Raw genomic sequence first — 25894 nt, 5'->3', positions numbered from 1 at the left:
TTCCTCCTTTATATGAAAAAAGCAAACGTCATGACGTTTGCTTAAACATTAACCAGTTGTTCTGCTGTCTTTTTTGAGAAGAACATCTCAGCTTCACGTTCTTTATTAGAACCGTATAACGGTTGGTTAGATTGATCGATGACACGATATAGATTAGAAATTTTATTGAACTGCAGAGTGAAGCCTGCTTCTTCCCGCTTCGTTTCCCACCAGAGTTCATCTAAGTTATCATTCTGAGGGTAAGCGCATGCACCACGTGAAATCACTTGAACAACTTCAAGAGGATCTCCGCCAAGTGTGGTCTGCAGTACTTCAGAGTCTCTGAACAATGCACAAAGTGATACACATGTCGTCCAGTTAGGTAAGACGCGTTCTTTTTCAATCTGTACCAATGTTTTCTTAGAAAGACCGATCGTCTGAGCCATTGTATCTTGTGTATAGCCAGCTTCAATTCTGACCATTTTAAATTTTGTCTGCAATAAATCTGTAAAATTTTGTTTATCCATTATATTCGACCTTTCATTTATAATTTACTCATCAATAAATGTAGTTAGCATTAAATTGAAATAATACACATTTAAATAAGTCACATTTACCATCTTAATATAGTTTACAAAAAATTAAAAGAGAAAAACCCGAGGATTTTTCTCTTTTGATAATATGTGTCTATTCTCTGTTAATTAACTGATAATTTGCGCTTTTCAGCTTCCGAGATAACTACTGCACATGCAGCATCCCCTGAAATATTGACGGCCGTACGTGTCATGTCCAGTAATCGGTCAATGCCAAGGATAATACCGATAGCAGCTGGATTAAGTCCGACCGCTGTCAACACCATCGCCAGCATGACAAGACCGACACCGGGAACACCGGCTGTACCAATCGAAGCTACAACAGCAACAAGAACAACTGTTGCCATCTGACCGATTGAAAGGTCAACACCTGATATCTGTGCAATAAAGATAGTAGCTACCCCTTGCATGATTGCTGTGCCATCCATATTGATAGTAGCACCAAGTGGCTGGACAAATGATGAAATCTCTTTACGAACGCCGAGATTATCCTGTGCACACTCAAGTGAGATAGGAAGAGTCGCATTTGAGCTTGATGAACTGAAACCGACTGTCATTGCTGGAGCAAACCCTTTGAAGAACCAGATCGGACTCTTTCTCGCGAGAAGTTTGATCGCTCCGCCGTAGACGACTACCATATGGACCGCAAGTGCGAGTAATACAACGAAGAAATACATAAAGAGCTGTCTGATAGCACCAAATCCCGCATTCGTAAATGCGGTGGCGACAAGACCAAATGTACCGAATGGCGCAAAGTATTTCATAATCATCATGACGATATACATCAGTATCTCGTTAGCCTGTTCGAATAGATTTCGTATCCCTGCCACTTTATCACCAAGAGCAATCATTCCGATGCCGATAAAGATAGAGAACGTGATAATCTGCAGCATATTAGTATCAGCCATCGCTTGTACAGGATTTTTAGGGAACAAGTTGATTAAGGTCTGATCAAATGTCTGTTCAGTAGCCATCCCCTGTGCCTTTGCTTCTTCTACTTTTTGCTTCTGCTGCTGTTCATATTTCTTAACATCATCACTGGCAAGTAGGTTCGCATGACCCTCACCTGGTTTGAAGACAAGCGCCAGAACCATTGCAATTGTAATGGCCATCGCGGTCGTTGTCAGGAAGAACAAAACTGTCTTAATACCAATGCTACCGAGTAGTTTTGGGTCACCGACCCCCACTACTCCGAGTACGATGGAGACGAATACAACGGGTACAACAAGCATAAATATTAAGTTAAGAAAAATTTGACCTAACACATTAAAGACATATTGATTTGTAGCTGTGACCCATGATTCTCCTGCATACAAGTTCATAAACGAACCGATTGCCACACCTAAAATCAAAGCAATAATAATTCGAATCGTCATATTATTTTTAATTTTCATTTAATTCACCTCATTATTAATTATACATTTTTATCATAAATATACAATTGTATTTTCACTAAATACAAATTCAGTTAGTAGAAAAATAGTCCCTTTTAATTCATAATAAATAAGTACTCTAAGTAAAGGCGTGATGACATGCATATTAAAGATAAACTGGAACAAGCAAAAAAAGGCGCACGCGTCAGCATTATGATGTATGTACTGCTGACAGTGCTGAAACTCGCTTACGGCTTCCTGGCGGAGTCACGTGCGCTTACTGCTGACGGACTGAACAATGCTACAGACGTCATTTCTTCTATAGCTCTCTTAATCGGTCTATCGATTTCAATGCGTCCAGCCGATTCCAATCATAACTATGGTCATTACCGCTCAGAGTTTGTCTCGTCCCTGATTGCTTCGTTCATTATGTTCGCAGTCTCCGTGCAGGTCCTCATCCAGGGTGTTACTCATTTCATCAATAAGGATTACTCTCAACCGACTATTGAAGCAGCTGTCGTCGCATTGGTATCTGCCCTTTTGATGCTCGGTGTCTACTTCTACAATCGTAACTTAGCCCGTAGAGTAGGATCAAGCGCTTTGAAAGCAGCTGCATATGATAATCTATCTGACGCCCTTGTTAGTTTTGGTACACTTGCCGGCATCGCAGGTGTTATGTTCGGTTTCCGCACTCTGGATACGATTGCCGCCATCGTTGTAGGCCTGATTATTATGAAGACATCTATCGATATCTTCAAGGATACAGCGATTACATTAACAGATGGATTCGACGTCGAGACCCTCTATAAAATGAAACGACATGTCGCGACTATTCCAGGCGTCATCAATGTCGTCGACCTTAAAGGTCGCAATCACGGCGTTATCACTTTTGCTGATGTGACCGTCACAGTAAATCCACTTCTGACCGTTAAGGAAAGTCATGATATCGCAGAGACAATTGAAGAACAGATGAAAGCAGAATTCGGTTCGATTGAAACAATTGTTCATATAGAACCTGAGGAGAAATACATAGATGTTCAAAGATAAAGTAGTTGTTATCACAGGCGGCGCAAATGGTATTGGTGCAGCAGCAGTTGAAAGATTCCGCTCTGACGGCGCACATGTTGCTCTGATTGATATCGAGAACAATGATTATTTTACAGGTGATATCAGCAGGCCAGACATCCTTGAACAGTTCTATGATAAAGTGATTCACGATTTCGGTCATATTGATATTCTCATCAATAATGCACTGCCTCTCATGAAAGGAATTGATGACTGCAGCTACGAAGAGTTTTTATACGCACAGAAAGTCGGTGTAGCTGCACCTTACTACTTAAGTAAATTATTCAAAGATCATTTCAGACCTGGAGGCTCTATCGTCAATATCACTTCTACACGTGCTGAGATGAGTCAGTCACAGACAGAAAGTTATTCAGCAGCTAAAGGCGGTATGTCAAGCCTGACACACGCGCTTGCAGTCAGTCTGAATATCCGTGTCAATGCGATAGCTCCCGGCTGGATTGATACAACAGACAGCGAGTTTAATGGTGCCAATAACACCCAGCATCCCGCAGGACGTGTCGGCCGCCCTGAAGATATTGTCGAAATGATATTATTCCTTGCTTCTGATAAAGCCTCATTCATCACCGGTCAAGTCATGACAGTAGACGGTGGTATGACAAAGCAGATGATTTATCATAATGATCAAGGCTGGACATATGAAGGATAAGCCAAACAACTCATATAACTTCACGTTATACGAGTTGTTTTTATTTATGAATTAAATTATATTTCATCGCATATATAGCGGCCTGCGTGCGATCTGTCACTTCTAGTTTCGTAAAGATGTGACTGATATGTGTTTTGATCGTCTTTTCAGAGACGAATAGAATATCCGCAATTTCCTTGTTGGTCAGACCTTTTGTCATCTGCTCTAGCACTTCCAGTTCCCGCTTTGATAATCGGTTGTTCAAGTGAGGTAATGATTCTGCACTTTCTGCTGCAGTCATCACTGACGGATGAAAAACTCGTTTTCCTTGGACGACTTGATGAATGGTCTCAATCAGCTCGCTTGGTTCTGCGTCTTTAACCTCATAGCCATCTGCGCCCGCTTCCATTACACCGATAACGTGTTCTTCATCCACATAACTGGATAAAATCAGTACTTTAATTTGCGGATAATACTGCTTGATATATTTTGTTGTTTCAATACCGTTCATTTTAGGCATGACAAGATCCATCAGAATACAGTCAGGTTGTTCATTTTCTTTCAAGTATTCTATTACTTCACTACCATCACTAAAATCTGCCATCACTTCATAATCCGTCATCGATGCGACCAGAAACTTTAATCCCTGTCTCACAATGTGATGATCATCCACTAATATAAGAGCGGTCATCGTCTCACCCTTTCAGCTGCAGTTGAATAGTTGTACCTTCTTCACTGCTTGCTATTTTGAGTTTACCACCTATCGACTCAGCTCGCTGCTGCATATTACCAATTCCATGGGTCGGCAGCTGAGTGGCAGAAGTTACAATAAACCCTTTGCCTCTATCCTCAATCATTATTCGTTCTGAGCTGATAGAAATGACTGCTTCCTCTGTCTCCGCATGTTTTCTAATATTATTCAGAGCTTCCTGTACAATTCTGAAGATCGTTGTTTCTTCTTTATTATCAAATTGAACGAGTCCTTCAACATGGACTGTTATCTTCAGTCCGAGGACTTGGGCATATTGTCTGATTGCTTGCGCAAGACCTTCTTCAAGTCCAATAGGTTTTAATTGCCAGATGAGTGCACGCATCTCATTAACTGCATTCTGACTTGTTTCTTCTATGATAGAGAATGCAATTCTTGCCCGTTCATCTTCTGCTTGAGCACCGGCTGCATGCGCTGTTAGTTTGAGTGAAAAAAGCATCTGATTAACTGAATCATGTAGATCACGAGCCAGTCTATTCCGTTCGTTCGTCAGAGCAATTTCTCTTTCTTTTTCAGTCAGTACAATTCTCTTAATTGCACTCCCAATCTGAAAGGCTACTGATTCGAGTAAATCCAGTTCCTCGGGACTATAAGTCTCTTTATCAGGCGTTGCGACATTCAATAGGCCGAACTTTTCCAGTCCAGACTGAAGAGGCACCGTCGCATGATGCGTGATGCCTTCAGTCTCAGCTGGAAATTTTCTATTTGCTTTAACGATACGAGAGCAAGTAATGATATTTGATGCTTTCGTCAACTTTCCTTGATGGTATCTCGATACGCACCAGCAAGGTCCTTCAGTCATGTACTGACAACTGTTGCGTTCCAGAGCCTGAGGAAGATGATAGTCTGATACAAGTTGATGCTGTCCTTCTGCATCAATGAAGAAAATCCAGCCTGTAGAAAATTCACTTCCCTCTACCAGCCGCTTCAAAGCACCCGCCATCATGGACTGGATTTCTGTCTCTTCATTCAGAAATTCTGCAATTTCCTTGAGTAGTGCTGTCTTCGATTTCACACATTCACCTTATCTCTTATATTGGATGTGATACAGATCATGGCGTCGGTCGCGTAATTGACGGACAGTGCCATCTTCACGGCCACGACGTAATACTTCCAGGTCAATATCTCCAATCATGACCATCTCCATATTTTCGCCTGTCTCACCCATGATACCATCACGCGCAAAACCGAAGTCGCTCGGTGTGTAGATGCCTGATGCTGAATACTGGATGTCCATGTTCTCAGTCTGCGGCAGGTTACCACAAGTACCACTTGTCACTGTGTAAATCTGGTTTTCAATCGCACGTGCCATTGAACAGTATTTTACGCGCAGGTAGCTCTGACGGTCTTCAGTAGAGAATGGTGTAAAGATGATTTTTGCCCCTTTTTCAGTTGCGATACGTGCCATCTCAGGGAACTCACTGTCATAACAAATCTGAATCGCAATTTTACCGCAGTCTGTATCAAACACCTCAACTTTGTTACCTGGTGAAATCCCCCACCAGCGTCGTTCGTTCGGCGTCACATGAATTTTATATTGTTTTTCGATAGAACCATCGCGACGGAATAAGTATGAGATATTGTAGATTTCATCATCTTCCTCAACGAAGTGAGATCCGCCAATAATATTGATGTTATAGCGCATCGCAAAACTGTTGAACATCTCGATATATTGTTCAGTATATTTCGTCAGGTGACGAATTGATTCAGCAGGATTACGTCTTTCATCAAAACTCATCAGCTGTGTGGTAAGCAGTTCAGGGAAGACAACAAAGTCACTTCCTGCGTCATAAGCAACATCGACAAAGTATTCAATCTGATTCGCAAATTCTTCAAATGAATCAATTTTACGCATCATATAGTTAACCGTACAGATACGGACCGGATAACTCGTCTTAAAGTGCAGATTGCTTTTCGCAACGAAGTCAGGATTATTCCATTCCATTAATGTCGCATATTTATTACTCTTCACATCGTCCGGCAGATAACCTGGATTAATACGCATTAAAGTAAAGCCGTTCATAAACTGGAACGTCAGCACTGGATCCTTAATTTTACGTTTCATGACGTCTGTCACATATTCACGGGGTGTCAGTTCATCTTTGTACAGATGATAATTCGGAATACGTCCACCAATGATGATACTCTTCAGGTTGAGCTCATAAGCGATCTCACGTCGTGCTTCGTAGAGACGTTGCCCTACACGCATGCCGCGGAAGTCAGGATGTACCATGACTTCGATACCATATAAGTTATGGCCGTTTTCATTATGATTCGTGATATAGCCTTTATCCGTAATATCATCCCAAGTATGTCGATCATCGTATTCATCGAAGTTAATGATTAAACTGGAGGATGATCCGATTAAAGTTCCTTCATATTCAATCACTACCTGGCCACGTGGAAAAAGATTTAAATGGGATTCAAGCTGTTCTTTTTTCCACGGCTCCATACCAGGGAAGCAGACTTCCTGCAGTTTAATGACATCATCTATATCGTCAAATGTCATCAGTCTTGATTCGATTGATTTATTGAAATTCTCTAAGTTTAATTCTTCAGTCATGTTCATACTCCTCTATTTCATCTATAATAAATATTATACACGACTGCTGCAGTCACTAAACATTAAATGGAGGATACAATGAATATTATAATTAATCAGGCATTTGATGGCATGACCATCGAACAGCTCCTAAAACACTGGGTGCTGCCGAAGAAGATGATTCACGAGCTAAGAATGTCTAAAGAACTGACCGTGAACGGGGATGCAGCTACTTTCAGCACTGTGCTACATACAGATGATACACTTATGCTGCCGATTGCTGAAGAAAAGAGTCAGTATAAATCTTCTTATCGTCTCTGCGAAGTCGTTTATGAAGATGAATATCTCGCTATTCTCGTTAAACCAAAAGGCGTTAAAACACATCCTAACGATATGATGGAGACGAATACACTGCTCAATCATGCGATTTATACACTTAAATCAGATTATGTCGAACCGATTCACCGACTGGACCAGGAGACAGTAGGTCTTGTCCTTGTCGCTAAAAATCCACTGGTCAAAAAAATTCTGGATCGTATGCTGGAAGAACGTCAGATCAATCGTACTTACAAAGCCAAAGTACGCAGCTTACTGCCGATTAAAAATCAGACGATCGAACTGCCCATCGGTAAAGATAAATTTCATCCGAATAAACGTCGTATCTCAGATAGCGGCCAGCATGCTGTGACACATATCATTGGTTCTAAAGTACTTGGTGACGGTATAACTGAAGTTGAGCTTAAACTCGATACAGGACGTACCCATCAGATCCGTGTCCATCTCGCTGCAATTGGGCATCCTGTTCTTGGCGATCCACTTTATAGTGATTCAAAGCTGAGACAGCTGCAGTTGACTGGTTATAAACTGACTTTTGAACATCCTATCACTCATCAGCCTGTCGAAGCTGAACTCAAACAGTAAAATTGAAATTTTAAGCAGATTCCCTTACTATAAATGACGTATAAGGAGGATGAATATGACAGAGTTCAATATTTTCACAGATAGAAAAGCCGTCAAAGAATATGACGCCTCATATCAATTATCAAAAGAAGCATTAATTGATTTACTGGAGAAAGCCAATCGTGCGCCTTCTGCCTGGAACTTGCAGCACTGGAAATACATCGTTGTACATAGTGATCAAATGAAAGAACGATTGCTTCCTCTTGCATTCAATCAGAAGCAGATTGTTGATGCAAGTGCGACAGTTATCGTCCTTGCTGACAAAGAAGCAGAGAGAAATATAGATGCTGTCTTCAATCCAGATGTTGAAGCCGGACGTATGCCAGCCGAATTGAAAGAGCGTCTTGCAGGCCAGATCAACGGCGCTCATTCTAACCCTGAGTATGCATTTGAAGCAGGTGTACTCAATGCCTCTCTGGCAGCTATGCAATTTATGAACGCTGCTACACTCGCTGGTCTGTCCACATGTCCAATCGGCGGTTTCAATCGTACTGAACTGATTGAAACATTCAATATTGAAGATCGCTATTTACCTATTATGTTAATTCCAGTCGGTAAATCAGCGAAGGAACCTCGTTCAACTTCACGCTTATCCGTGGAGGAAACGGCTACATTCCTATAATCGAAAAATCGTCCCTGCACTACAACTGGCAGGGACGATTTTTTAGTTTCTTCTGATACGTGCACGTACACGGTCAAATAAACGTGCACGTTTTGACATCAATGGTCTTGGGGGTTCTTCTTTTTTCTTCACAAGGCTTCGCTTGTACTGCTCTGCTTCCTGAACAAGTTTTTCCTGTGAATTAGTCGGTTCCTGCTCATTTTTAACATAATGGTAGATACCTTCACTATCCTGTTCACGTGCCTTCAAGTTGTCATTCAGTTGCAGCGCAATACTGTCTTTCAGACGTGCGATAATCACTTCATCAAGCACTGGGAAAAGAATTTCCACACGTTTAATCATATTACGGGTCATCATATCCGCTGAGGATAAGTACATTCTTTCCTCACCATTATGATAGAAATAATAGATACGGGAATGCTCAAGGAAACGACCTACAATACTGATAACACGGATATTTTCACTCACACCTGGAATACCCGGTTTCAAACAGCAGATACCTCGGATAATAAGGTTGACTTTGACACCTGCCTGACTTGCTTCGAATAACTTCTTGATGACAGCCTTATCTGTCAGGGAATTCATCTTCGCAATTATCAGTCCATTATCATTCTCTTTATGCGATGCAATCTCCTGATCGATATGGTCAAGAAATTCATCACGAATCTCAAACGGCGCTACGTGAAGTTTCTTATATTCAGGTTTCTCTGAATAACCACTTAAATAGTTAAAGAAATTCATCGCATCCTGACCAATCTCTTTATGAGTCGTAATGATACCCATGTCCGTATAGATTTTAGCTGTTTTGTCGTTATAATTGCCCGTACCTAAATGAACATACGGAATCAGTTCATCATTCTCACGCTTAACAACCAATGTGATTTTACTGTGCGTTTTTAAGTGTGTCATACCATAGATGACATGGCATCCAGCTTCTTCAAGCATCTTCGCCCAGTGAACGTTATTTTCTTCATCAAAGCGCGCCTTCAATTCCACCAGAACAGTGACCTGTTTACCTGATTCAGCTGCATTTTTCAAGGCATCGATGATAGGAGAATCACTGGATACACGGTATAAAGTCTGTTTAATGGCAAGCGTGTTCGGATCTTCTGAAGCTTCTTTAATGAAATCAACAATCGGTTGAAATGATTCATAAGGATGATGGAAGAAAATATCACGTTCTTTAGCTGCCTCATAAATGTTCCGGTTGTTCAGACTCATAGGAGGTGCCGCTGTAAATGATTTAAATTCAAGCTGCGGATATTTCTTCGCTACTCGTCCGGTCAGCTGGAACAGCATCGTTAAGTCGAGTGGGCCGTCCAATTTATAGATATCACGCTCTTCGATATCCAGTTCCTTGGTCAGAAACGAGCCATTGATGGTCGGATCATGTCGGACATCAATCTCCAGACGAACTGCTGCACCACTTTTCCGCTTCTTCAGAAACTTCTCGATTTCGATAAGTAAATCTTCTGCTCCGTCCTCATGGATGGTCAAATCAGCATTACGTGTAATTCTGAATACGAATGTTCGAGTCACTTCAAAGCCGCTGAATAAACGTCCAATAAAATGAGTGATGACATCTTCCAGCAGGACATAAATCAGGCGCTGGTCGTCCTTAATTTCAATTACACGGTTTAAAAGAGCTGGAATTTGAACGATTGCTGATTTCTTCTCACCTGAGTCATCTTCAACATCCACAAAAATATTGAGTGATTTATTCGCCAGCTTAGGAAATGGACGATAGGCATCAATACCAAGGGGTGTTAAAGTCGGCAAGATTTCAAATTCAAATTTCTGTTTGATCATGTCATAATTTTCAGGTGATAATTCTTCAGGTGTTTTGAAAAATACTTGAAAACTTTCCAGTTCTTTAGTTAATTTCTGATACTGTTCATATTGAATCCGTACATTTTCACGATTATTACGATCGATTTCAATCAGCTGTTCTGTCGGTGTCATCTGAGTCTTATTCTCACGTTCGGTGAAATTCAGTTTAACCTGATCCTTAAGACCAGCGACACGTACCATAAAAAATTCATCTAAATTAGAAGATGCGATGGCAAGAAATTTAAGACGCTCAAGTAGTGGATTTTTAATATCCATCGATTCTTCGATTACACGATAATTGAAAGCGACCCAACTGACTTCTCTATTGTTGTAATAGGCTTTATTATTCAAATCTATCTGATTGTTCGTCTCCATTTTAGTCACCTCAATTAAGTCATAATTAACTCTACCTATTCAGTTATAACTAACTAATGTAAATTTTCTGTAAAGATAATGTGAATTTTTGACTTTGTTATTTTTTCGAGATGCTTCTTCTGACGGTCAGCCTGATATTCTTCTGCGATAGGGTCACCTTTATAGTTGATCACTAAATCATAATGATCTTTCTGTTTTTCAAGATAAAGTGAATGGACGACCTGTGTATTACTCACGTTTAACGCATGTGCAAACTTGAGAATGCTGCCCAGCATCTGAATCTCTGATTTTTCCTTATCAGAGAACCATTTAGTCTCATCCATATAGAATTTGAGTAATGATTTACTCTTATAGCTGGCAAGAAGCGCTAGTTTGACACGCTCCCGGTGGTCGACACCATTCAAGCTGGAATTAGAAATAATATAGTAAGTGTGCTGACTTGAAGCATCCGAATCGATATAACTGCCTAGATAGAATAGATATGCTGCCTGAAGCATCAATTTTTTCTGATGCTTATCTCCTTCAATAATGCCCTGTTTCTCAAGTTCAAAGTACAGCAGATCTGCAAGCTTCTGACGCTGCATTGCATCTTCATGATGAATATTATAAGTGTATGCCAGATTGCGCAGACTTTCCTTGAACACTTCATTTTTATCAAAAGGATGTTTATAATCTTCTTCCAGAATAGACATGGTAATTCCTTCTCTAAGTCCTTTTCTTGAGAAGATGAACTCTGTTGCCGTCACTTCTTCATATAACGTTGTGAAGACGATACCAGACGGTACAATGATATCCTGCCGATCTTTACTCAGACCATCCAGATCCTCAAGCTGATCCATTGTTGAATCCACTAATGTACTGAAGACATACTCCAGATTTTCTTTAGTCATTGAATAGCCATGCACGCCTGCAATAGGATATTCACTCAGAGACTGATGAATACGCGCAAAGTTACGCGCAGATCCACCTATAGCGATAATAGGTACTTTACGCATACCAAGCCATTTAAGGGAGCTGAGCTGCTCCTTAACAAACGCTCTCGCTTCTTCAATGGCTTCTGAATCATTGTGATTTTTTCCCTTAAAGAATAGTTTCTGTAATGTCACGACTCCAAATGGAAAACTATGAGAGAACTTAAGTTCCTTGTCTTCATAATAAGTGACTTCCGTGCTTCCTCCACCTATATCTACTGTTACACCATCTTCATAGTCCAGCGTATTGACAACAGCATAAAAACCATAGTACGCTTCTTCTTTTTCAGAGATGATACGCATCTTAATACCCGTATGCGCTTTAACTTTATCAATCACTTCAGTGATATTCTCAGATTGTCGGACAGCAGCAGTCGCTACAGGATACAAGGCTGCTACTTCAAATTTATCAGCTACCTTCTGGAAACTTTCCAGCGTATCACAGAGCACTTCAATACCTTCTTCCTTCATCACCTTATCTTCGTCAAGATATTGATAAAGTCGCGCAGGTGTTTTAATATTCTGAAGTTCTACAAGTCCTGTCTTCTCAGAGTATTCAAAAATAACAAGGCGGATTGTATTTGATCCGATGTCTACTAATCCTATTCTTTTCATCATAAACCTCTTTCTTCAAGCATTTATTTCGGGTGGATCATTTCCTCTGGCTTAATCCACTCATTGAATTCCTCTTCAGTGAGATAGCCACTTTGCAGAGCAGATTCTTTAAGTGTCAGCCCTTCTTTGTGCGCCGTTTTAGCAATATGCGCTGCCTTTTCATAACCAATATGCGGATTAAGGGCAGTGACCAGCATCAATGATTGGTTGAGATAATGACTGATGTTCTCCTCAATCGGTTCAATGCCAACTGCACAGTTATCATTAAATGAATTCATGCCGTCTGCAAGCAAGTAAATCGATTGCAGCGTATTATACATAATCACCGGTTTGAAAACGTTCAGTTCGAAGTTTCCTTGACTGGCAGCGATGCCGATTACTGTATCATTACCCATTACCTGCACAGCAACCATCGTCAGCATTTCACTCTGTGTCGGATTGACTTTACCCGGCATAATAGAAGAACCCGGTTCATTTTCAGGGATTGATAGTTCACCGAGACCTGCACGAGGTCCTGATGCTAACCAGCGAACATCATTGGCGATTTTCATCAAGTCAGCAGCAAGCGCTTTTAATGCGCCATGTACAAACGTTACTTCGTCATGAGCTGTTAATGCATGGAATTTATTTGGCGATGACACAAAGTCAAAACTAGTCTGCTTTTTAATTTGTGCTGCCACGCGATCTCCGAACTCCGGATGTGCGTTAATACCCGTACCAACTGCTGTCCCGCCGATTGCAAGATTAAGCAGTTCTTTTTTAGATGTATTCAGCAGTTCTTCGCATTTATCTAACATGTAGCGCCAGCCCGATATCTCCTGACCCAATGTTAACGGCGTTGCATCCTGCAAGTGAGTACGTCCAATTTTAATAATATGAGCGAACTGCTCTTCTTTTTCCTTTAAAGTATTGCGCAGTTTATCGAGAGCCGGCATTAATTTGACTTCAATTTCATTGTAGAGTGCGACATGCATCGCTGTTGGATAAGTATCATTTGAACTTTGTGATTTATTGACATCATCATTCGGATGAACAGATTCCTCGCTGCCCGCTTCCTTTAAATACTGATTCGCAGCAAAGGCAATGACTTCATTCGTATTCATATTGCTCTGTGTACCGCTTCCTGTCTGCCAGACAACTAATGGAAAATGAGCGTCCAGCCTACCTGCAAGTACATCGTCACATGCTTTAACGATAGCATCAGATTTAACTTCTGATAATTTACCTAGTTCCTTATTGACCACTGCCGCTGCTCGTTTTAAATGAGCAAAACCATAAATCACTTCAATAGGCATCTGTTCTTTACCCACTGGAAAGTTCTGTTTACTTCTTTGAGTCTGAGCACCCCAGTATTTATCAGCAGGTACTTCAATTTCACCAAATGTATCATGTTCAATTCTTACAGACATCTTCTTCTCCCCTTATCCTCTTTAATACCTCTATTCTACCTTAAATAACGCTTACATTCACCAGAAAAAAAACAGCTGACGTGTCAGCTGTCTTCTCGTTCGTCCTGGTCGCCATCATACTGATGTTCTTCTGCGTTCTGCTCAGAAATCTGTTCCATTTCTTTGCCGAGTTCCACTACTTCATCGAAATTTGTAACCATTTCATTTTCAGGATCAAACTGCTTTTCAGTCATGTAATTTTACCTCCTTAAAAATTGTCAGTCGCTCACTTGTGGTATATATTGGAATTGTTAAATATACTGAGGAGCCTATAATGATTATCTATCATTCACGTACCCTTATTCATCAATTTTTAAGCTACCAAATGCTGGAATATCGTTACGACTTTACTTTAGATAGCCATGAAAAAATGAAAAGAATCGGAAAAGGGATTCAAGGCGAAGAACAGGCGGAGCGATGGCTGACTGAATTTTTTGCTGACTGTGATTGTTTTTATGTGAATGATCTGAGATTAAATGTAGATTATGAACAAGTACAGATTGATAGTGCCATTGTTTTTCATAATTCGGTCATTGTGCTGGAAGTTAAAAACTATAGTATGGACATTCGCTGTCAAAATGGACAGTTTTATTCAATAGCCGGTGAGCCTTTGACCGGCTTAAATAATCAGCTCAGTAAACTAGCACGGCTCATCACTAAAGCACTGCAGTCATATGATATGCATATCGAAGTGAAGGTGATGCCGTTTTTTGTTGATGTGAATCAATCGGTTCACGGTGTGCTAGTGGATGGTCCTGTCCTGACTCCTGTAAACTTCCGGCATGTATTAAGAAAATTTGTTGATAAAAAGCCGGGCAATCAGGCAATTGCTGACTATCTTATTTCTTTAAACCAGGAAAATGACTTTAATCGAAAATTTGAAATTGATTATTCTCATGTAGCAAAAGGCATCTACTGTCCGAAGTGTCACCTTAAAATCATCAAGAAATCCCAAAGAAATTATTATTGTGAAACTTGTGATAAGCATTTCAGCACTCAATGCATAGTAAATCATCAAATCGATGTATTTAGACATCTATTTAGTGATCGGCAGTTAACAACCAGGGTTCTGCATGAATGGGTGGCAGGAGAGATAAGTCATCGGACACTTCAGCGAATACTTGCTGAACACTATGTGTATGAAAAAGAGAGTCGGTCCTATAGTAAAAGAGAATAGAGCCTGAGTGGCGCGGCACACGTCACTCGCGTGCAGATTCCTCTCTGAGTGGCGCGGTTCACGTCACTCACGTGCAGATTCCTCTCTGAGTGGCGCGGCACACGTCACTCGCGTGCAGATTCCTCTCTGAGTGGCGCGGTTCACGTCACTCGCATGCAGATTCCTCTCTGAGTGGCGCGGTTCACGTCACTCACGTGCAGATTCCTCTCTGAGTGGCGCGGTTCACGTCACTCGCATGCAGATTCCTCTCTGAGTGGCGCGGTTCACGACATTCATACTTACTTACGCCTATTCCATCTCTTCACTCCAAAATTCCCCATAAAAAAACACCGACTTCCAATCAAGTCGGTGTTTCATTTTATGAAAATACTGAGTAATAGTAGTCGCGCACATCAGTTGGCAGACCTTGTGCTGCTTGCCAGTCGAGTATAACTGTTGTCATACGGTGTGATTTTAGGTTACCTGCTTCAAAGTCAGTATTCGTTTCGTTTGAACTATAAAGTTTAGCGATAACATCCGCTTTATGTGAACCTGTTACTAAGAGAACAATTTCACGTGCTGTCAGTAATCCTTTATCTGAATCAGCGTTCACTTCACGATATCCTACTGTACCATCAGCGTTAAGCGTGCCGACAAACATTGTCAACTTGCCTTTATTCTCTTTTGTTTTAGCTTTATCTTTAATTTCGCCTTCGATATCCACAGTTTTTTTCACACTGTGAAGCTGATCTTTCACCATTCCCATATTCAGAAAGTCTGCACTTGCACTATCGTAATCAAAAATATGAATTTGACTTGCATCTACCGGGTTTTCAGCAATTTCTTCATGCAATTGACGGTAAAAATGTTTTTGCTCGTCATTAAGAGCAAAGACGACGATTGATGTTGGATTATTATTGAATTGTTTTCTGACAATATCTGCTGCGTATTGTGATGCGATACCTTCAGTTTCAAAAATCTTAAAATTCATTGCCATGATATTTTCCTCCTGAGCCCACTTTTTTATTAAATTACTTATACCCTTAATAGTATATCATTGAAACATAGTGTTTCGCTCTTAATTGTTATGGTATATAATAAGAGTAATTACTTTTGAGGAGGGCATTCAATTATGAAAGCTTTATTGCTCTGTATGGTCGGCTTATCATTCGTTACAGCGATGTTAACAGCTGGTCGTGAATCTACTTACGGTATCCGCGACGAAGAACTTAAAGACTTAAAATAAAAAGATTGGCAGATGCCAATCTTTTTTTATTGCTTTAAAAATCCTTGGTTCTTGACGACTTCATCGACGTCAAGACGTGTTTTCCCGCTCAGCATCCCTATCACTTGCTCGCTCCATTTATCAGCGCGTTTGCCATCTGTACGCTCTTGATAATACTGCATAATACGCTTATCATATGCCTGAATTTCTTCATCATAATGGCTGCTGTCATAGCCGTTTTCATGATAAATATGCTCAAACGGCAGACGCTCTTTCTGACTGCCGCTATCAGCCGGATATCCTACAACCATACCGAATAAAGGATAGACATGTGCAGGTAAATCCAGTATATCAATCACTCGCTGCATATCATTACGCAAACTGCCGATATAACAAATACCTAATGCCATGCTTTCAGCAGCTACTGCCAGGTTCTGTGCGGCGAGCGTCGCATCTACTGTTCCTACAAGGAAGCTTTCCGTCGCCCCGAGATAATCCTCTATACTGACTCCGAGTTGATCACTCATGCGTTTATGGCGATAGAAATCCGCTACAAATACAAATAAATGACCATTCTCTTCCACATAATTCTGACCGCTTATTTCTTTCAGTGCTTTCTTTTTTTCAACATCTGTTACACCCATAATGGAATAGGCCTGCAAATAACTTGATGTTGAAGCCATTTGTGCAGCTTCAACAAGCGTACGCACTTGCTCAGTGCTCAGTCTGTCGTCTGTAAATGTGCGAATAGAACGATGGTTCATTAACTGATTGATCATTTCACTCATTGTCTTCACCTCTTATTTAAGATTCGGGTAATCCTGCTGTCTGAGTGCTTCGTATACTAAAATAGCAGCCGTATTCGATAAATTAAGCGATCTGACATTATCATTCATTGGAATACGTAATGCTGTATCCATATACTTTTCCTTTACCCAGTCAGGCAGACCAGTCGTCTCGCGTCCGAAGATAAAATAATGCTGCACAGCTGTATCAGAATAATCAAATGTTGTATGCGGTTTTTTACCGAACTTCGTCAGGAGATAATACTGTCCTCCTTCAGTTTTTTCAAAAAATTCTTCAATACTATCGTAATAAACGATATTCACAAACTTCCAGTAATCCAGACCTGCTCGGCGTAACATTTTATCATCTGTCGAAAAACCGAGTGGACGGATTAAGTGTAAGGTTGTGTCTGTAGCAGCACATGTTCTTGCAATATTTCCAGTGTTCGCCGGTATTTCCGGCTGATATAATACGACGTTAATAGACATTAATATATCTCCTCTAATCCTTTTAATATTTCGTTCTTCACTTCTGGATCTTGTTCCACTTCAAATCGCTCATCTAAAAATCCTTTTTCGCCCGCCCCGGCGATCCGGCCAATTGCCCAGTAGGCAGTCCCCTTGATAACAGGACGCTCATCATTCACAGCCACTTCTTTCAGAACAGGTAATGCGCTTTCTTCCTTAAAATGTGCAAGTGCCAGAATCGCGTTACGTTGAATCGGTTTCTTACCGCGCCAGCTACCCGCTAAATCGCCATATTCATTTTTAAACATCTTATTACTCATTGTCAAAAGAGGTTCAAGCAGGGGTTTCAGCTTAAGTGGCTCCAGTACAATATCTGAATGGGTCGTATTAATCCCCCGGTTTTTCGGGCAGACTTGCTGACATGTATCACAGCCATACAGACGGTTGCCGATTTTACTACGATATTCATCAGGCATAAAGCCTTTCGTCTGTGTCAGAAAGCTGATACACTTCTGTGAATTGAGCTGACCATTACCGACTAAAGCACCAGTTGGGCACCGGTCAATACAGATTGTGCAGTCCAGACAGCTATCAAGCACAGGAGCATCCGGCGGCAGTTTAATCGATATCAGTAGTTCACCGAGATAAGTCCACGTTCCAAGCTCCTTATTCAATATAAAGCCATTCTTTGCAGCGTAACCGAGACCCGCACGTTCTGCAACTGCCCGGTCACTAAGGACTCCTGTATCGACCATAGACATACATTCCGCTTCAGGTACCCGCTCCCTGATAAATGCTTCAAGTTGTTCGAGTCGCTTTCTTAAAAGTGAATGATAGTCCATTCCCCACGATGCTCGAGCGAATATGCCGCGCCGACCTCCTCGTACACTTTTCGGTGCATCAGGCAGCTTGTTCGGATAGCCGACTGCTATTGCAATGATGGTTTCAGCCGATGCGAGAGATTTCTTCGGATCAATTCTGAGTTCGATGTCTGACTCTTCAAATCCAGAAGCATAACCTTTACTAAAATAGTCAATCAGCTTTGGCCTCAGCTCTTCAAATGGTTCTGCTGTTGTAAATCGTATTGCATCAATACCAATCGTCTTGCTGAAAGCAATGATGTCATTTTTCAGTGCAACAGACATCTTCTCACCTCCAAATCAATGCACCTATTTTACCATAAAAAAGACACAACACTGAGGTGTTGTGCTTTTTTTGAATACTTTTAATCATCACTATTAAACTTCTGGAGTAAAACGATAGATTTCATCTTTATATTGAGGAACTAACTTCCTAAGTAAATAGTGGAATAGGATAGCTGCTGGTAATGGAACAATCAGATAAGCAAGTAGCAGCTTAAGTAATACATTCCCCTCCATTGTCGGCAGTGCATTCAATGGACCTACAAGTCCTGTATAACCAAATCCAGCTGACATAGGCGTCCCCTGAATACCCATGTAATAAGCCATGAGTCCACCTACGATACCATTAAGAGCGAGTGGCAGCATAATGATAGGGTTTTTGAAGTATGCAGGCATCATCATTTTAGCTGCTCCGATAACGAGCGTTGTATTAACACCTTTATCATTTACAAGCCATGATCCGACAATAAATGTGTAGCAGCAAGCCGCGATACCCAGATTAGCTGCGCCACTGCCTAAACCAGATAAGTTGATAACTGTCGCAATCGCTACGAGTGAAATGGGTGTAGCCATCAGTAAAGAATACGATACGCATATCAGAACACACATCAGAAGAGGATTAAGCGTTGTAAAGTGATGGATCAGCTGTCCTAATGAGCCTGTGATCATCTTGACGTAAGGCAGCGTTAACGAACCGATGATACCAGGCAGGATACCCGCTAAGATAGGTAGAAAGACAAGATTAAGCGTCCCTAGACGATTACCTATCAACTGAATGATCAACACTGATAATGCAATAGTCAGCAGGATATTAATTAAATCGCCTATACCATTTAATGCAGCACCCTGTTCTGTAAACTTGACAGCTCCAGAGCCAATAAAGGCTGCCCCCCCGATAATCGCACTTTGTGGTCCGTTCATCTTAAATTGATGACCCACTAATGTACCGATGATAATCGATGCACTAAACTGAAAAATAAGAAGGAACTGTAATAGCACATTAAAAATATCATGATACTGTGCTAAATATTTGAACAGTTCACCTAGCATCGCATTAGGTATCAATGCAACCACTATACCTGTTGCCATACCATTTAATATCTTAAAGAAAAAAGACTTGAATCTCTGCATATACTTCACTCCTTTAAATCGTTACCTAGTCATTTATCATAGACTAAAAGTGAAGGCTGTACAATCTTTACTTGAGTTTAAAAAGAAATATTTTTGCGAGAGATTGAATCAGTTCCATCTCCTCTATCATCGGGTTATGGCCGGCGTTCGCTACAAGTGTTACAGTGGCATTCGGTTCTTTGCTAAAGAACGACAACTGGTCCTTGTATCCGACAACTGTATCCTGTTTACTGACGACGACATGCAGCACAGTAGCGTCACCGATATCAATCACATCTTCACAACGGAACTGATAGTAGACACTCGCGTCGCGTCTCAGTTCTTTCATGAAAGTCTTATCAGCCTGCTTGATACCCGGCACAATCTGATTGCGGTACCGTTCCCATGTCTGCTGATTGATGATGACCGTCGTATCAGTATACTCATCGTAGTAATCCGCATCCGCCTGGACATCTACACGCGCCTCAACCCGCTGTTCAAGCTGTTCCCGGTTGCGTTTACTGTACTGACCTTCAACAACCGGACAAGTCAGATACGCGCCCGTAATACGGTTCTTCCAGCGATCCATCAGACCGAGACACATATAGGCACCGTATGAATGACCGAACAGGATGATATCCTGATGCGGCGTCAGTGTATCGATGAATGCCATAATAATATCCAGCATATCATTCGTTGTCGTGATAGATAGATCCGCCTCCGACTCACCCATGCCAGGCAGATCCAGATAGATACGTCTGAATGAATCCTCAAATAAATGATCATACAGCTGATACTGACTGGACAGATTCAGCCCGTTGCCATGGATGAAGTAGACCGGCCTACCCGTGCCGACCTCCTGATAGTTCAAGGTGACATTTTTAATCTTTATTTGCATCTCATCACGTCCTTCCATTTTGATAACAAGAAATTATACCCCTCAGAAGATGAAATAATCCGTTATAAAATGAATAAACGTGAAAAATATATAGGTAGATATTTCATCATACAGCATCTGCCAAATATATGATAACATGGATAAAATTACTCTTAACCAGTAAAGGAGACGCCTATGAATAGAACCGATGCTATTCTTCTTTTCAGCCAGATCGGCATGCTTATCCTCGGCTTGCTGTACTTACCTGACATCATCAGATCAGGACTGACACCGGATAATCTATACGGTCTCTTTATGCTACTCGGCGCACTGACACTCGTCGCAGGCTTCGGCACAAACATTTTCACCAATACCCTGAACCGCGAAGATTACAGCAGACACTATCCCCTCTCAGTCCGGCTGCGCTGGTCATGGATCAATACAATCGTTCAGGGACTCTGCATCATCGCCTTCGCCGCCATCTGTTATTACCTCACCTTTTATCTGAGTGACGAGTGGTTATGGCGCATACTGAGTCTTCTCTGGATACTGCTGTGCTTCTATAACATTTACCGGGAATGGCGGCAAAGAAGAAGATGGATGGGAGGAGAAAGTAAAACAGGCTTTAGAATTTAAGATGCCTTATTACAAATTACCTAGATAAAATACCCAAGCAGAGACAAGAGTATGAACCATGAGAAATAGCAGAATAGCATTAATGGACGGCGGCTCATATTCCTCCTCCAGGACGACAAAGTAGTCAAACAGCATCTTCTTGAATTTATCCATGTGCGAACGACCTCCTTTTTAGAGGAGTATATGATATGGTCGTGACAAGAAATGACGTAGTTGTTAGGGGATAGGACAAAGTAAAAAATCTCCTCTGAGAATGTTTCAGAGGAGATTTTGCATTTTTAACATCTATTCTAATATCTTCATCAGTTTACCTTGCCATTCTGGGTTCAGTGAGTCAACATAACACACTTCCACGACTGCTTCTTCTGCCATATCAAGTCCCCTACTCACATACTGAAGTTCCTTGAATAAAGGACTGGAAGGATAAAGGAGCACGACTTTCTTCACATTCTGCTGGTGGTGATGATATCTCGTATAGTAGGCATACATCTGATAGAGATCGGCCTGTGAAGGTCCCGTTGAATCGAGGCGTTTCCATTTCGTATCTATGATGATGACTTCACGAGTCTCATTATTCTTTCTCACTACGATATCCGGTCTGAGCCTGTAATTCCCTCTTTCTTTACCATCCTTAAAGAGATAATAACGTTTTTCTTGTGCTTGAACGGTATCACTGCCTAGCCTTTTTTCCAGGTGATGCGCCATATAAGACTCAAACACTTTCTCCAGACAAATGTTCTGATATTAGCTCTTCATAAAACATTATTGCTAACTTTCTGAGTGTATTTACATCAAGAGAAGAAATAAAATCTTTTTTAAATTTATTGTATTCTTGATTTGAGTTTGAATAATATCTTTCTAAAGAATCTCTCGAAGATATAACAATTTTTAAAAATTCATTATATTGTAGTCTGTTAGATGAAGGAGTTTGAGAAATATAAATAATAATATACTCCTTAATTTTTTCTAAAACATCACTTACAAGTACTTTATATAATTTTTCATATCGTTCTTTTATTAAAAATAAATCGATATAATTATTTACAGCTTGCCTATTAGGTTGTTCATTTTGATTATTCGATACAAAATGTTCACATCCTACTTCTACTCCGTCTTTTATTCCATTAAAATCGAACTTAACAAAGTCTATAGGCATGCCAATTTCCTTAACATTGGAATCATATGGATGAATAATCGGAAACGAAGGGTACCTATTTCCTTTAACTCTTTTTGAATTGCAAGTTTTGCATACAGGCACAAGATTATCTAAATGAATCGATAAAATAGGAATTACCGTTTTAGGAAGAAAATGATCTAATTCTTTATATTCAATATCTCTAGATTGACAAAAAGGACATAAATATTTAAAATTATTGCATTCTTCTAAAACATTTTTCCATTCCTTGATAAAGTGCCTTAATTTTTCAGTTTGTGATTTATTATTAATCAAATCATATATATCAGGAAGTAATTTAAAATAATAATCATGTTTAAAGTTTGTATAAATTGTATAAGTGTCATAGACCAAGTTTGAATTATTTACATTAATAAGATTATTAAAATTTTTGATATTGCCTGAGTAATTACAAAACTTGAAGTAATTTTTTTTAAAATAGGTGTTTAAGTAGATAAAATAATCTTTTAAGTCACTGTAATATAAATTATTAACTAAATTTTTAAATTTTTCACTATTTTTATAGTGTTCATAAATAATGTCGTATCGATGTTTTTTTATAGCCTGATTAGGTGGATTCTTTTCAGTCATTAAATCACAAATATTATTAATTACAAGTTGAAAATCTTTACTAATCTCATCAATCATATTATAAACCCTCTAAAGATCACTTTCTTCTTTTCTCCTCATTCTTGATTAACTCTTCCAATTCATTTAATTTCTCAATATTGATAACATTATCAACTAATGCATATTTTTCATAACTTCCAGCCATTGAGTTCAAAACCTTAAGGTTTTCCATAAATTCATTAGCATCTTCAGAAGAATTCAAATTTCTTTCAATTAGATTCATCTTTTCCTTTATTTCTGAATTATAGTTACTTAAATTAAATAATCTATTTACTATAGCATCATATTTTGCATTAAATGTGGCGAAATTTATATTTTCAATTTTTACTGAATTATTTTTACGCTTGAAAATATACACTTGTTCTTTTGTCATCATTTTAACTATAAAAGGAGATTGTGAAGCAATAATAAAGTGACATTCTAGATTTTGAAAGCAACTTCTTAAAATATAATAGAAATCGTTTATCCATTTTGGATTCAAATGAACCTCAGGTTCATCGATAAGTATTAATGAGTGTTTATTAATATACAAATTAATTTCAAAAATTCTAGTAAAAAGAGAAAACTCTCCTGAACTAAACATAGTTAAAACTTTAGTTTCAAAATTTCCTTCAAATAAAAGGTCATCAATCATTTTTATATTTAAAAACTCTAATATTTCAATATCATTATTTATGAATTCTATTGATCTATCTAAATTATATTTCTTCTCAAAAAAATACAATATATCTTCTAATTTTAAAAACATTTTATTTTTATTTTTATAATTCTTAAGATGTCCATAATTTTGTTTCAGTTCTATATAATCCAATTTAATAGTGATAGAGATTAAATACAATTCTATGTCATAATAAATATCACTTTTTCTAATAAATGAAATTATTTTCTCAAAATCTTTGTCATCTAATTTCGCATTTATAATACTTAATAAAATCATTAATTCAGTTTTACTGTCACCTGATTCATTATAAAAAATAGGAAAACGGTTTTTATTAATTATTTCATCTACTAGCTCTTCTAAGAAATAATTTTCTTCAATAAAAGACGTAAAATTTTTAAAGTATGATAATAATTCTTTTTTTCTCAGTTGTATTTTTGAAATGTATTCTTTCTTCATGATTTTTGAAGTACTATGAGCCTTTCTACCTAAAGATTCATAGCCTATGTGATTTATACTCTCAATCAATAGTTCTCCATCTAAAATATTAAAATTCATTGTTTTGTTTAAAACATTTGCAATTTTTTTGAATCTACTATGATTTATTAGTCTACATTTTAAATATGAAATACAAGTTAAATTAATTAGATCATTATGATTTCTACTAGGATAATATATATTTTTTCTAATTCCATTGTTTGAATAGCGAAATTCTTTGTTAATCCTCAATCTGTCAAAAGGAGTATAAGTTGAATATATCAAATTCGTAGGTTCTATTTGATTTTCAAACTCCATATGCATTACTAAACTATTTTTTCCACTATAGTAAATCATAATATTTTCTAATAACTTACTTTTTCCAGTACCATTTTCCCCTAATAAAAGAGTATAAGTATTATTATCGTTAAAATATTTTTCATTTTCATTTAAATGTATAACACTTTTTTCATTTTCAAGTATATAATCAATTTTTTTTATTCTCATATGAACCTCCGATACTATCTCCCTATCTTCTTAATATAGATTTTTTTCAATATTATCTATGCTACAACGCAATACTTTTAACCTCCACTTACTAAACTTTCAAGCACCTATTGTTTTTCGAGATAGTTTCGTACTACATACTGTTTAAAAATTGTTTTTTAACAAACTTTACCTTAATTTTAACCTTTATATTTAATAGTCGCCGATTGTAAAATTAAGCTAAACAACTAAAAAAGCCTTCTGTGCTAAACTCAATATGTATTTCCGACCAAAGAAAACATAAGGAGTTAGCACAAATGGCCTATACACATCTTACCACGGATGAACTTGCGTTCATAGAATCATATTACCACCAGAAAATTTCGGTCAGTGAGATCTGCCGGAGAATTAAGCGTTCAAGACAGACCGTCTATAATGTAATTAATGCATTCAAAGCAGGTATATCTGCACTGGAATTCTATCAGAACTATAAGAAAAGAAAATCCCGTTGTGGAAGACGTAGAATCGTCCTTCCTAAGCATCAGATCAGTTATATTCAAAAAAGGATAGCCGACGGCTGGACACCTGACACCATCATAGGCAGAAATGAAGAACCTATCAGCTGTTCTGTCAAAACTCTGTACAGAATGTTCAGGGAAGATATTCTTCCTGTTCAATCACTTCCGATGAAAGGGAAAAGAAAACCTAACGGTCATCATGAGAAAAGAGGTCGTCAGACTTTCAAACGTCACATTTCAGAAAGAACAGTTGAATTTCCCGACTTTGATAAGGAGTTCGGTCATCTTGAAGGCGATACGATTGTTGGTCGTCGTCATGGTAGCGCAGTCATCACCCTTGTTGAACGCGTTTCTAAGATGATCATCACCCTACGACCGGAAGGTCGCAAGGCATCCGACATTGAAAAAGCATTAAACAGTATGTTTTCGGCTTTACCTTATCGTCTCTTTAAATCCATTACATTCGACTGCGGTAAAGAGTTTTCCAGCTGGGAGTTAATCAGTAACCAACACGATATATCTATCTTTTTTGCTGATCCAGGCACACCTTCGCAGCGTGGTCTTAATGAACATTCAAATGGAATGCTTAGAAGAAACGGTCTGGACAAAGATATGGATTTCAACACAGTTACAGACGACTATATTATTCAAGTTGCACATTCCCTAAATAATCGACCTAGAAAATCTCTTGGTTATAGGACACCATTGGAAGTATTTATGAGTTTCATCGAAGATGAGAAGTTGTCTAGCTTATTTTGACAAAC

The 25894-nt window shown here is 39.1% G+C and carries 26 protein-coding genes; 7 read left to right on the top strand and 19 right to left on the bottom strand.

Going from position 1 to position 25894, the window contains the following annotated elements:
* Positions 1 to 41: 41 nt before the first annotated feature.
* Both xdrA and ERX37_RS00300 read right to left on the bottom strand, forming a co-directional pair.
* The gene (xdrA, locus tag ERX37_RS00305; protein ID WP_133428661.1) at positions 42 to 506 is read right to left on the bottom strand and encodes an XRE family transcriptional regulator XdrA; all 465 of its coding nucleotides are present in this window, start codon (positions 504 to 506) and stop codon (positions 42 to 44) included.
* A gap of 170 nt (positions 507 to 676) precedes the next feature.
* A complete protein-coding gene (locus ERX37_RS00300; RefSeq protein WP_133428660.1) occupies positions 677 to 1966 on the bottom strand; it encodes a dicarboxylate/amino acid:cation symporter in 1290 nt (429 codons plus the stop codon).
* Between the two features lie 138 nt (positions 1967 to 2104).
* Here ERX37_RS00300 and ERX37_RS00295 point away from each other — a divergent pair, with 138 nt between their 5' ends.
* Positions 2105 to 2992: a cation diffusion facilitator family transporter gene (locus tag ERX37_RS00295; RefSeq protein ID WP_133428659.1), complete on the top strand. Its 888-nt coding sequence runs from the start codon at positions 2105 to 2107 to the stop codon at positions 2990 to 2992.
* Positions 2979 to 3677 carry an SDR family oxidoreductase gene (locus tag ERX37_RS00290; protein WP_133428658.1) on the top strand — a complete coding sequence of 233 codons (699 nt, stop codon included), beginning with the start codon at positions 2979 to 2981 and terminating at the stop codon, positions 3675 to 3677. The genes ERX37_RS00295 and ERX37_RS00290 overlap by 14 nt, the downstream gene beginning before the upstream one ends.
* Before the next feature lie 40 nt (positions 3678 to 3717).
* Here the strand turns inward: ERX37_RS00290 and ERX37_RS00285 are convergent, their stop codons facing one another.
* Genes ERX37_RS00285 through ERX37_RS00275 form a run of 3 tightly spaced genes read right to left on the bottom strand, consistent with a single transcriptional unit; the run spans position 3718 to position 6988 of the window.
* Positions 3718 to 4347: a response regulator transcription factor gene (locus ERX37_RS00285; protein ID WP_133428657.1), complete on the bottom strand. Its 630-nt coding sequence runs from the start codon at positions 4345 to 4347 to the stop codon at positions 3718 to 3720.
* A 4-nt stretch (positions 4348 to 4351) separates the two neighbouring features.
* Positions 4352 to 5440: a GAF domain-containing sensor histidine kinase gene (locus ERX37_RS00280; protein ID WP_229713127.1), complete on the bottom strand. Its 1089-nt coding sequence runs from the start codon at positions 5438 to 5440 to the stop codon at positions 4352 to 4354.
* A gap of 9 nt (positions 5441 to 5449) precedes the next feature.
* Positions 5450 to 6988: a bifunctional GNAT family N-acetyltransferase/carbon-nitrogen hydrolase family protein gene (locus tag ERX37_RS00275; protein WP_133428656.1), complete on the bottom strand. Its 1539-nt coding sequence runs from the start codon at positions 6986 to 6988 to the stop codon at positions 5450 to 5452.
* 78 nt (positions 6989 to 7066) lie between these two features.
* Between ERX37_RS00275 and ERX37_RS00270 the strand changes: the two genes are divergently transcribed.
* Together ERX37_RS00270 and ERX37_RS00265 are read left to right on the top strand one after the other, a co-directional pair.
* Positions 7067 to 7888, top strand: coding sequence for an RluA family pseudouridine synthase (locus ERX37_RS00270; protein ID WP_133428655.1), 822 nt, complete (start codon positions 7067 to 7069; stop codon positions 7886 to 7888).
* Positions 7889 to 7943: 55 nt separating this feature from the next.
* Positions 7944 to 8549: a nitroreductase family protein gene (locus tag ERX37_RS00265; protein WP_133428654.1), complete on the top strand. Its 606-nt coding sequence runs from the start codon at positions 7944 to 7946 to the stop codon at positions 8547 to 8549.
* 42 nt (positions 8550 to 8591) lie between these two features.
* Here the strand turns inward: ERX37_RS00265 and ERX37_RS00260 are convergent, their stop codons facing one another.
* The 4 genes from ERX37_RS00260 to ERX37_RS11370 form a co-directional block, all read right to left on the bottom strand.
* The gene (locus ERX37_RS00260; RefSeq protein WP_133428653.1) at positions 8592 to 10754 is read right to left on the bottom strand and encodes an RNA degradosome polyphosphate kinase; all 2163 of its coding nucleotides are present in this window, start codon (positions 10752 to 10754) and stop codon (positions 8592 to 8594) included.
* Positions 10755 to 10807: 53 nt separating this feature from the next.
* Positions 10808 to 12343 (bottom strand): Ppx/GppA family phosphatase, encoded by a 1536-nt coding sequence (locus tag ERX37_RS00255; RefSeq protein ID WP_165981923.1) that lies wholly within the window; start codon positions 12341 to 12343, stop codon positions 10808 to 10810.
* Between the two features lie 20 nt (positions 12344 to 12363).
* A complete protein-coding gene (gene fumC / locus ERX37_RS00250; protein ID WP_133428651.1) occupies positions 12364 to 13749 on the bottom strand; it encodes a class II fumarate hydratase in 1386 nt (461 codons plus the stop codon).
* Positions 13750 to 13832: 83 nt separating this feature from the next.
* Positions 13833 to 13982, bottom strand: coding sequence for an SAS053 family DNA gyrase inhibitor (locus tag ERX37_RS11370; protein ID WP_165981922.1), 150 nt, complete (start codon positions 13980 to 13982; stop codon positions 13833 to 13835).
* A gap of 80 nt (positions 13983 to 14062) precedes the next feature.
* Between ERX37_RS11370 and ERX37_RS00245 the strand changes: the two genes are divergently transcribed.
* Positions 14063 to 14965: a nuclease-related domain-containing protein gene (locus tag ERX37_RS00245; protein ID WP_133428650.1), complete on the top strand. Its 903-nt coding sequence runs from the start codon at positions 14063 to 14065 to the stop codon at positions 14963 to 14965.
* A 358-nt stretch (positions 14966 to 15323) separates the two neighbouring features.
* Here ERX37_RS00245 and ERX37_RS00240 read toward each other — a convergent pair whose 3' ends face one another.
* The 6 genes from ERX37_RS00240 to ERX37_RS00215 all read right to left on the bottom strand — a co-directional run bounded on the left by ERX37_RS00240 (position 15324) and on the right by ERX37_RS00215 (position 20572).
* Complete coding sequence (locus ERX37_RS00240) at positions 15324 to 15941, bottom strand: 6-phosphogluconolactonase (RefSeq protein ID WP_133428649.1); 618 nt, start codon at positions 15939 to 15941, stop codon at positions 15324 to 15326.
* Between the two features lie 275 nt (positions 15942 to 16216).
* Entirely contained in the window at positions 16217 to 16957 is a 741-nt protein-coding gene (nfsA, locus tag ERX37_RS00235; RefSeq protein ID WP_133428648.1) for an oxygen-insensitive NADPH nitroreductase, read from the bottom strand.
* Positions 16958 to 16969: 12 nt separating this feature from the next.
* On the bottom strand, positions 16970 to 17443 hold the full coding sequence (trmL, locus tag ERX37_RS00230) for a tRNA (uridine(34)/cytosine(34)/5-carboxymethylaminomethyluridine(34)-2'-O)-methyltransferase TrmL (protein ID WP_133428647.1): 474 nt from the start codon (positions 17441 to 17443) through the stop codon (positions 16970 to 16972).
* Positions 17443 to 18567, bottom strand: coding sequence for a tRNA epoxyqueuosine(34) reductase QueG (gene queG, locus ERX37_RS00225; RefSeq protein WP_133428646.1), 1125 nt, complete (start codon positions 18565 to 18567; stop codon positions 17443 to 17445). Before queG ends, trmL begins: the two co-directional genes overlap by 1 nt.
* Before the next feature lie 93 nt (positions 18568 to 18660).
* On the bottom strand, positions 18661 to 19695 hold the full coding sequence (locus ERX37_RS00220) for a PTS sugar transporter subunit IIC (protein WP_133428645.1): 1035 nt from the start codon (positions 19693 to 19695) through the stop codon (positions 18661 to 18663).
* A 67-nt stretch (positions 19696 to 19762) separates the two neighbouring features.
* Positions 19763 to 20572 (bottom strand): alpha/beta fold hydrolase, encoded by an 810-nt coding sequence (locus ERX37_RS00215; RefSeq protein WP_165981921.1) that lies wholly within the window; start codon positions 20570 to 20572, stop codon positions 19763 to 19765.
* A gap of 174 nt (positions 20573 to 20746) precedes the next feature.
* Between ERX37_RS00215 and ERX37_RS00210 the strand changes: the two genes are divergently transcribed.
* Positions 20747 to 21187 carry a hypothetical protein gene (locus ERX37_RS00210; RefSeq protein ID WP_133428643.1) on the top strand — a complete coding sequence of 147 codons (441 nt, stop codon included), beginning with the start codon at positions 20747 to 20749 and terminating at the stop codon, positions 21185 to 21187.
* A gap of 9 nt (positions 21188 to 21196) precedes the next feature.
* Here ERX37_RS00210 and ERX37_RS11365 read toward each other — a convergent pair whose 3' ends face one another.
* The 4 genes from ERX37_RS11365 to ERX37_RS00195 form a co-directional block, all read right to left on the bottom strand.
* Positions 21197 to 21340, bottom strand: coding sequence for a hypothetical protein (locus ERX37_RS11365; protein WP_165981920.1), 144 nt, complete (start codon positions 21338 to 21340; stop codon positions 21197 to 21199).
* A 132-nt stretch (positions 21341 to 21472) separates the two neighbouring features.
* Positions 21473 to 21892, bottom strand: coding sequence for a 5-methylcytosine restriction system specificity protein McrC (locus ERX37_RS00205; RefSeq protein ID WP_133428642.1), 420 nt, complete (start codon positions 21890 to 21892; stop codon positions 21473 to 21475).
* 7 nt (positions 21893 to 21899) lie between these two features.
* Complete coding sequence (locus tag ERX37_RS00200) at positions 21900 to 23009, bottom strand: HNH endonuclease (RefSeq protein ID WP_133428641.1); 1110 nt, start codon at positions 23007 to 23009, stop codon at positions 21900 to 21902.
* 19 nt (positions 23010 to 23028) lie between these two features.
* On the bottom strand, positions 23029 to 24633 hold the full coding sequence (locus ERX37_RS00195) for an AAA family ATPase (protein WP_133428640.1): 1605 nt from the start codon (positions 24631 to 24633) through the stop codon (positions 23029 to 23031).
* 296 nt (positions 24634 to 24929) lie between these two features.
* Here ERX37_RS00195 and ERX37_RS00190 point away from each other — a divergent pair, with 296 nt between their 5' ends.
* Positions 24930 to 25889 carry an IS30 family transposase gene (locus tag ERX37_RS00190; RefSeq protein ID WP_133428639.1) on the top strand — a complete coding sequence of 320 codons (960 nt, stop codon included), beginning with the start codon at positions 24930 to 24932 and terminating at the stop codon, positions 25887 to 25889.
* Positions 25890 to 25894 lie beyond the last annotated feature (5 nt).

It is taken from the genome of Macrococcus hajekii, from assembly GCF_004359505.1.
Classification (GTDB): Bacteria; Bacillota; Bacilli; order Staphylococcales; family Staphylococcaceae; genus Macrococcus; species Macrococcus hajekii.
The sequence above is the reverse complement of the archived record's forward strand: the minus strand, read 5'-3'. Positions and strand labels throughout refer to the sequence as shown.

What these genes read in the sequence shown, in the direction of transcription:
- xdrA (WP_133428661.1), bottom strand. Translation starts at nt 506, where the DNA reads ATGGATAAACAAAATTTTACAGATTTATTGCAGACAAAATTTAAAATG.
- ERX37_RS00300 (WP_133428660.1), bottom strand. Translation starts at nt 1,966, where the DNA reads ATGAAAATTAAAAATAATATGACGATTCGAATTATTATTGCTTTGATT.
- ERX37_RS00295 (WP_133428659.1), top strand. Translation starts at nt 2,105, where the DNA reads ATGCATATTAAAGATAAACTGGAACAAGCAAAAAAAGGCGCACGCGTC.
- ERX37_RS00290 (WP_133428658.1), top strand. Translation starts at nt 2,979, where the DNA reads ATGTTCAAAGATAAAGTAGTTGTTATCACAGGCGGCGCAAATGGTATT.
- ERX37_RS00285 (WP_133428657.1), bottom strand. Translation starts at nt 4,347, where the DNA reads ATGACCGCTCTTATATTAGTGGATGATCATCACATTGTGAGACAGGGA.
- ERX37_RS00275 (WP_133428656.1), bottom strand. Translation starts at nt 6,988, where the DNA reads ATGACTGAAGAATTAAACTTAGAGAATTTCAATAAATCAATCGAATCA.
- ERX37_RS00270 (WP_133428655.1), top strand. Translation starts at nt 7,067, where the DNA reads ATGAATATTATAATTAATCAGGCATTTGATGGCATGACCATCGAACAG.
- ERX37_RS00265 (WP_133428654.1), top strand. Translation starts at nt 7,944, where the DNA reads ATGACAGAGTTCAATATTTTCACAGATAGAAAAGCCGTCAAAGAATAT.
- ERX37_RS00260 (WP_133428653.1), bottom strand. Translation starts at nt 10,754, where the DNA reads ATGGAGACGAACAATCAGATAGATTTGAATAATAAAGCCTATTACAAC.
- ERX37_RS00255 (WP_165981923.1), bottom strand. Translation starts at nt 12,343, where the DNA reads ATGATGAAAAGAATAGGATTAGTAGACATCGGATCAAATACAATCCGC.
- fumC (WP_133428651.1), bottom strand. Translation starts at nt 13,749, where the DNA reads ATGTCTGTAAGAATTGAACATGATACATTTGGTGAAATTGAAGTACCT.
- ERX37_RS11370 (WP_165981922.1), bottom strand. Translation starts at nt 13,982, where the DNA reads ATGACTGAAAAGCAGTTTGATCCTGAAAATGAAATGGTTACAAATTTC.
- ERX37_RS00245 (WP_133428650.1), top strand. Translation starts at nt 14,063, where the DNA reads ATGATTATCTATCATTCACGTACCCTTATTCATCAATTTTTAAGCTAC.
- ERX37_RS00240 (WP_133428649.1), bottom strand. Translation starts at nt 15,941, where the DNA reads ATGGCAATGAATTTTAAGATTTTTGAAACTGAAGGTATCGCATCACAA.
- nfsA (WP_133428648.1), bottom strand. Translation starts at nt 16,957, where the DNA reads ATGAGTGAAATGATCAATCAGTTAATGAACCATCGTTCTATTCGCACA.
- trmL (WP_133428647.1), bottom strand. Translation starts at nt 17,443, where the DNA reads ATGTCTATTAACGTCGTATTATATCAGCCGGAAATACCGGCGAACACT.
- queG (WP_133428646.1), bottom strand. Translation starts at nt 18,567, where the DNA reads ATGTCTGTTGCACTGAAAAATGACATCATTGCTTTCAGCAAGACGATT.
- ERX37_RS00220 (WP_133428645.1), bottom strand. Translation starts at nt 19,695, where the DNA reads ATGCAGAGATTCAAGTCTTTTTTCTTTAAGATATTAAATGGTATGGCA.
- ERX37_RS00215 (WP_165981921.1), bottom strand. Translation starts at nt 20,572, where the DNA reads ATGCAAATAAAGATTAAAAATGTCACCTTGAACTATCAGGAGGTCGGC.
- ERX37_RS00210 (WP_133428643.1), top strand. Translation starts at nt 20,747, where the DNA reads ATGAATAGAACCGATGCTATTCTTCTTTTCAGCCAGATCGGCATGCTT.
- ERX37_RS11365 (WP_165981920.1), bottom strand. Translation starts at nt 21,340, where the DNA reads ATGGATAAATTCAAGAAGATGCTGTTTGACTACTTTGTCGTCCTGGAG.
- ERX37_RS00205 (WP_133428642.1), bottom strand. Translation starts at nt 21,892, where the DNA reads ATGGCGCATCACCTGGAAAAAAGGCTAGGCAGTGATACCGTTCAAGCA.
- ERX37_RS00200 (WP_133428641.1), bottom strand. Translation starts at nt 23,009, where the DNA reads ATGATTGATGAGATTAGTAAAGATTTTCAACTTGTAATTAATAATATT.
- ERX37_RS00195 (WP_133428640.1), bottom strand. Translation starts at nt 24,633, where the DNA reads ATGAGAATAAAAAAAATTGATTATATACTTGAAAATGAAAAAAGTGTT.
- ERX37_RS00190 (WP_133428639.1), top strand. Translation starts at nt 24,930, where the DNA reads ATGGCCTATACACATCTTACCACGGATGAACTTGCGTTCATAGAATCA.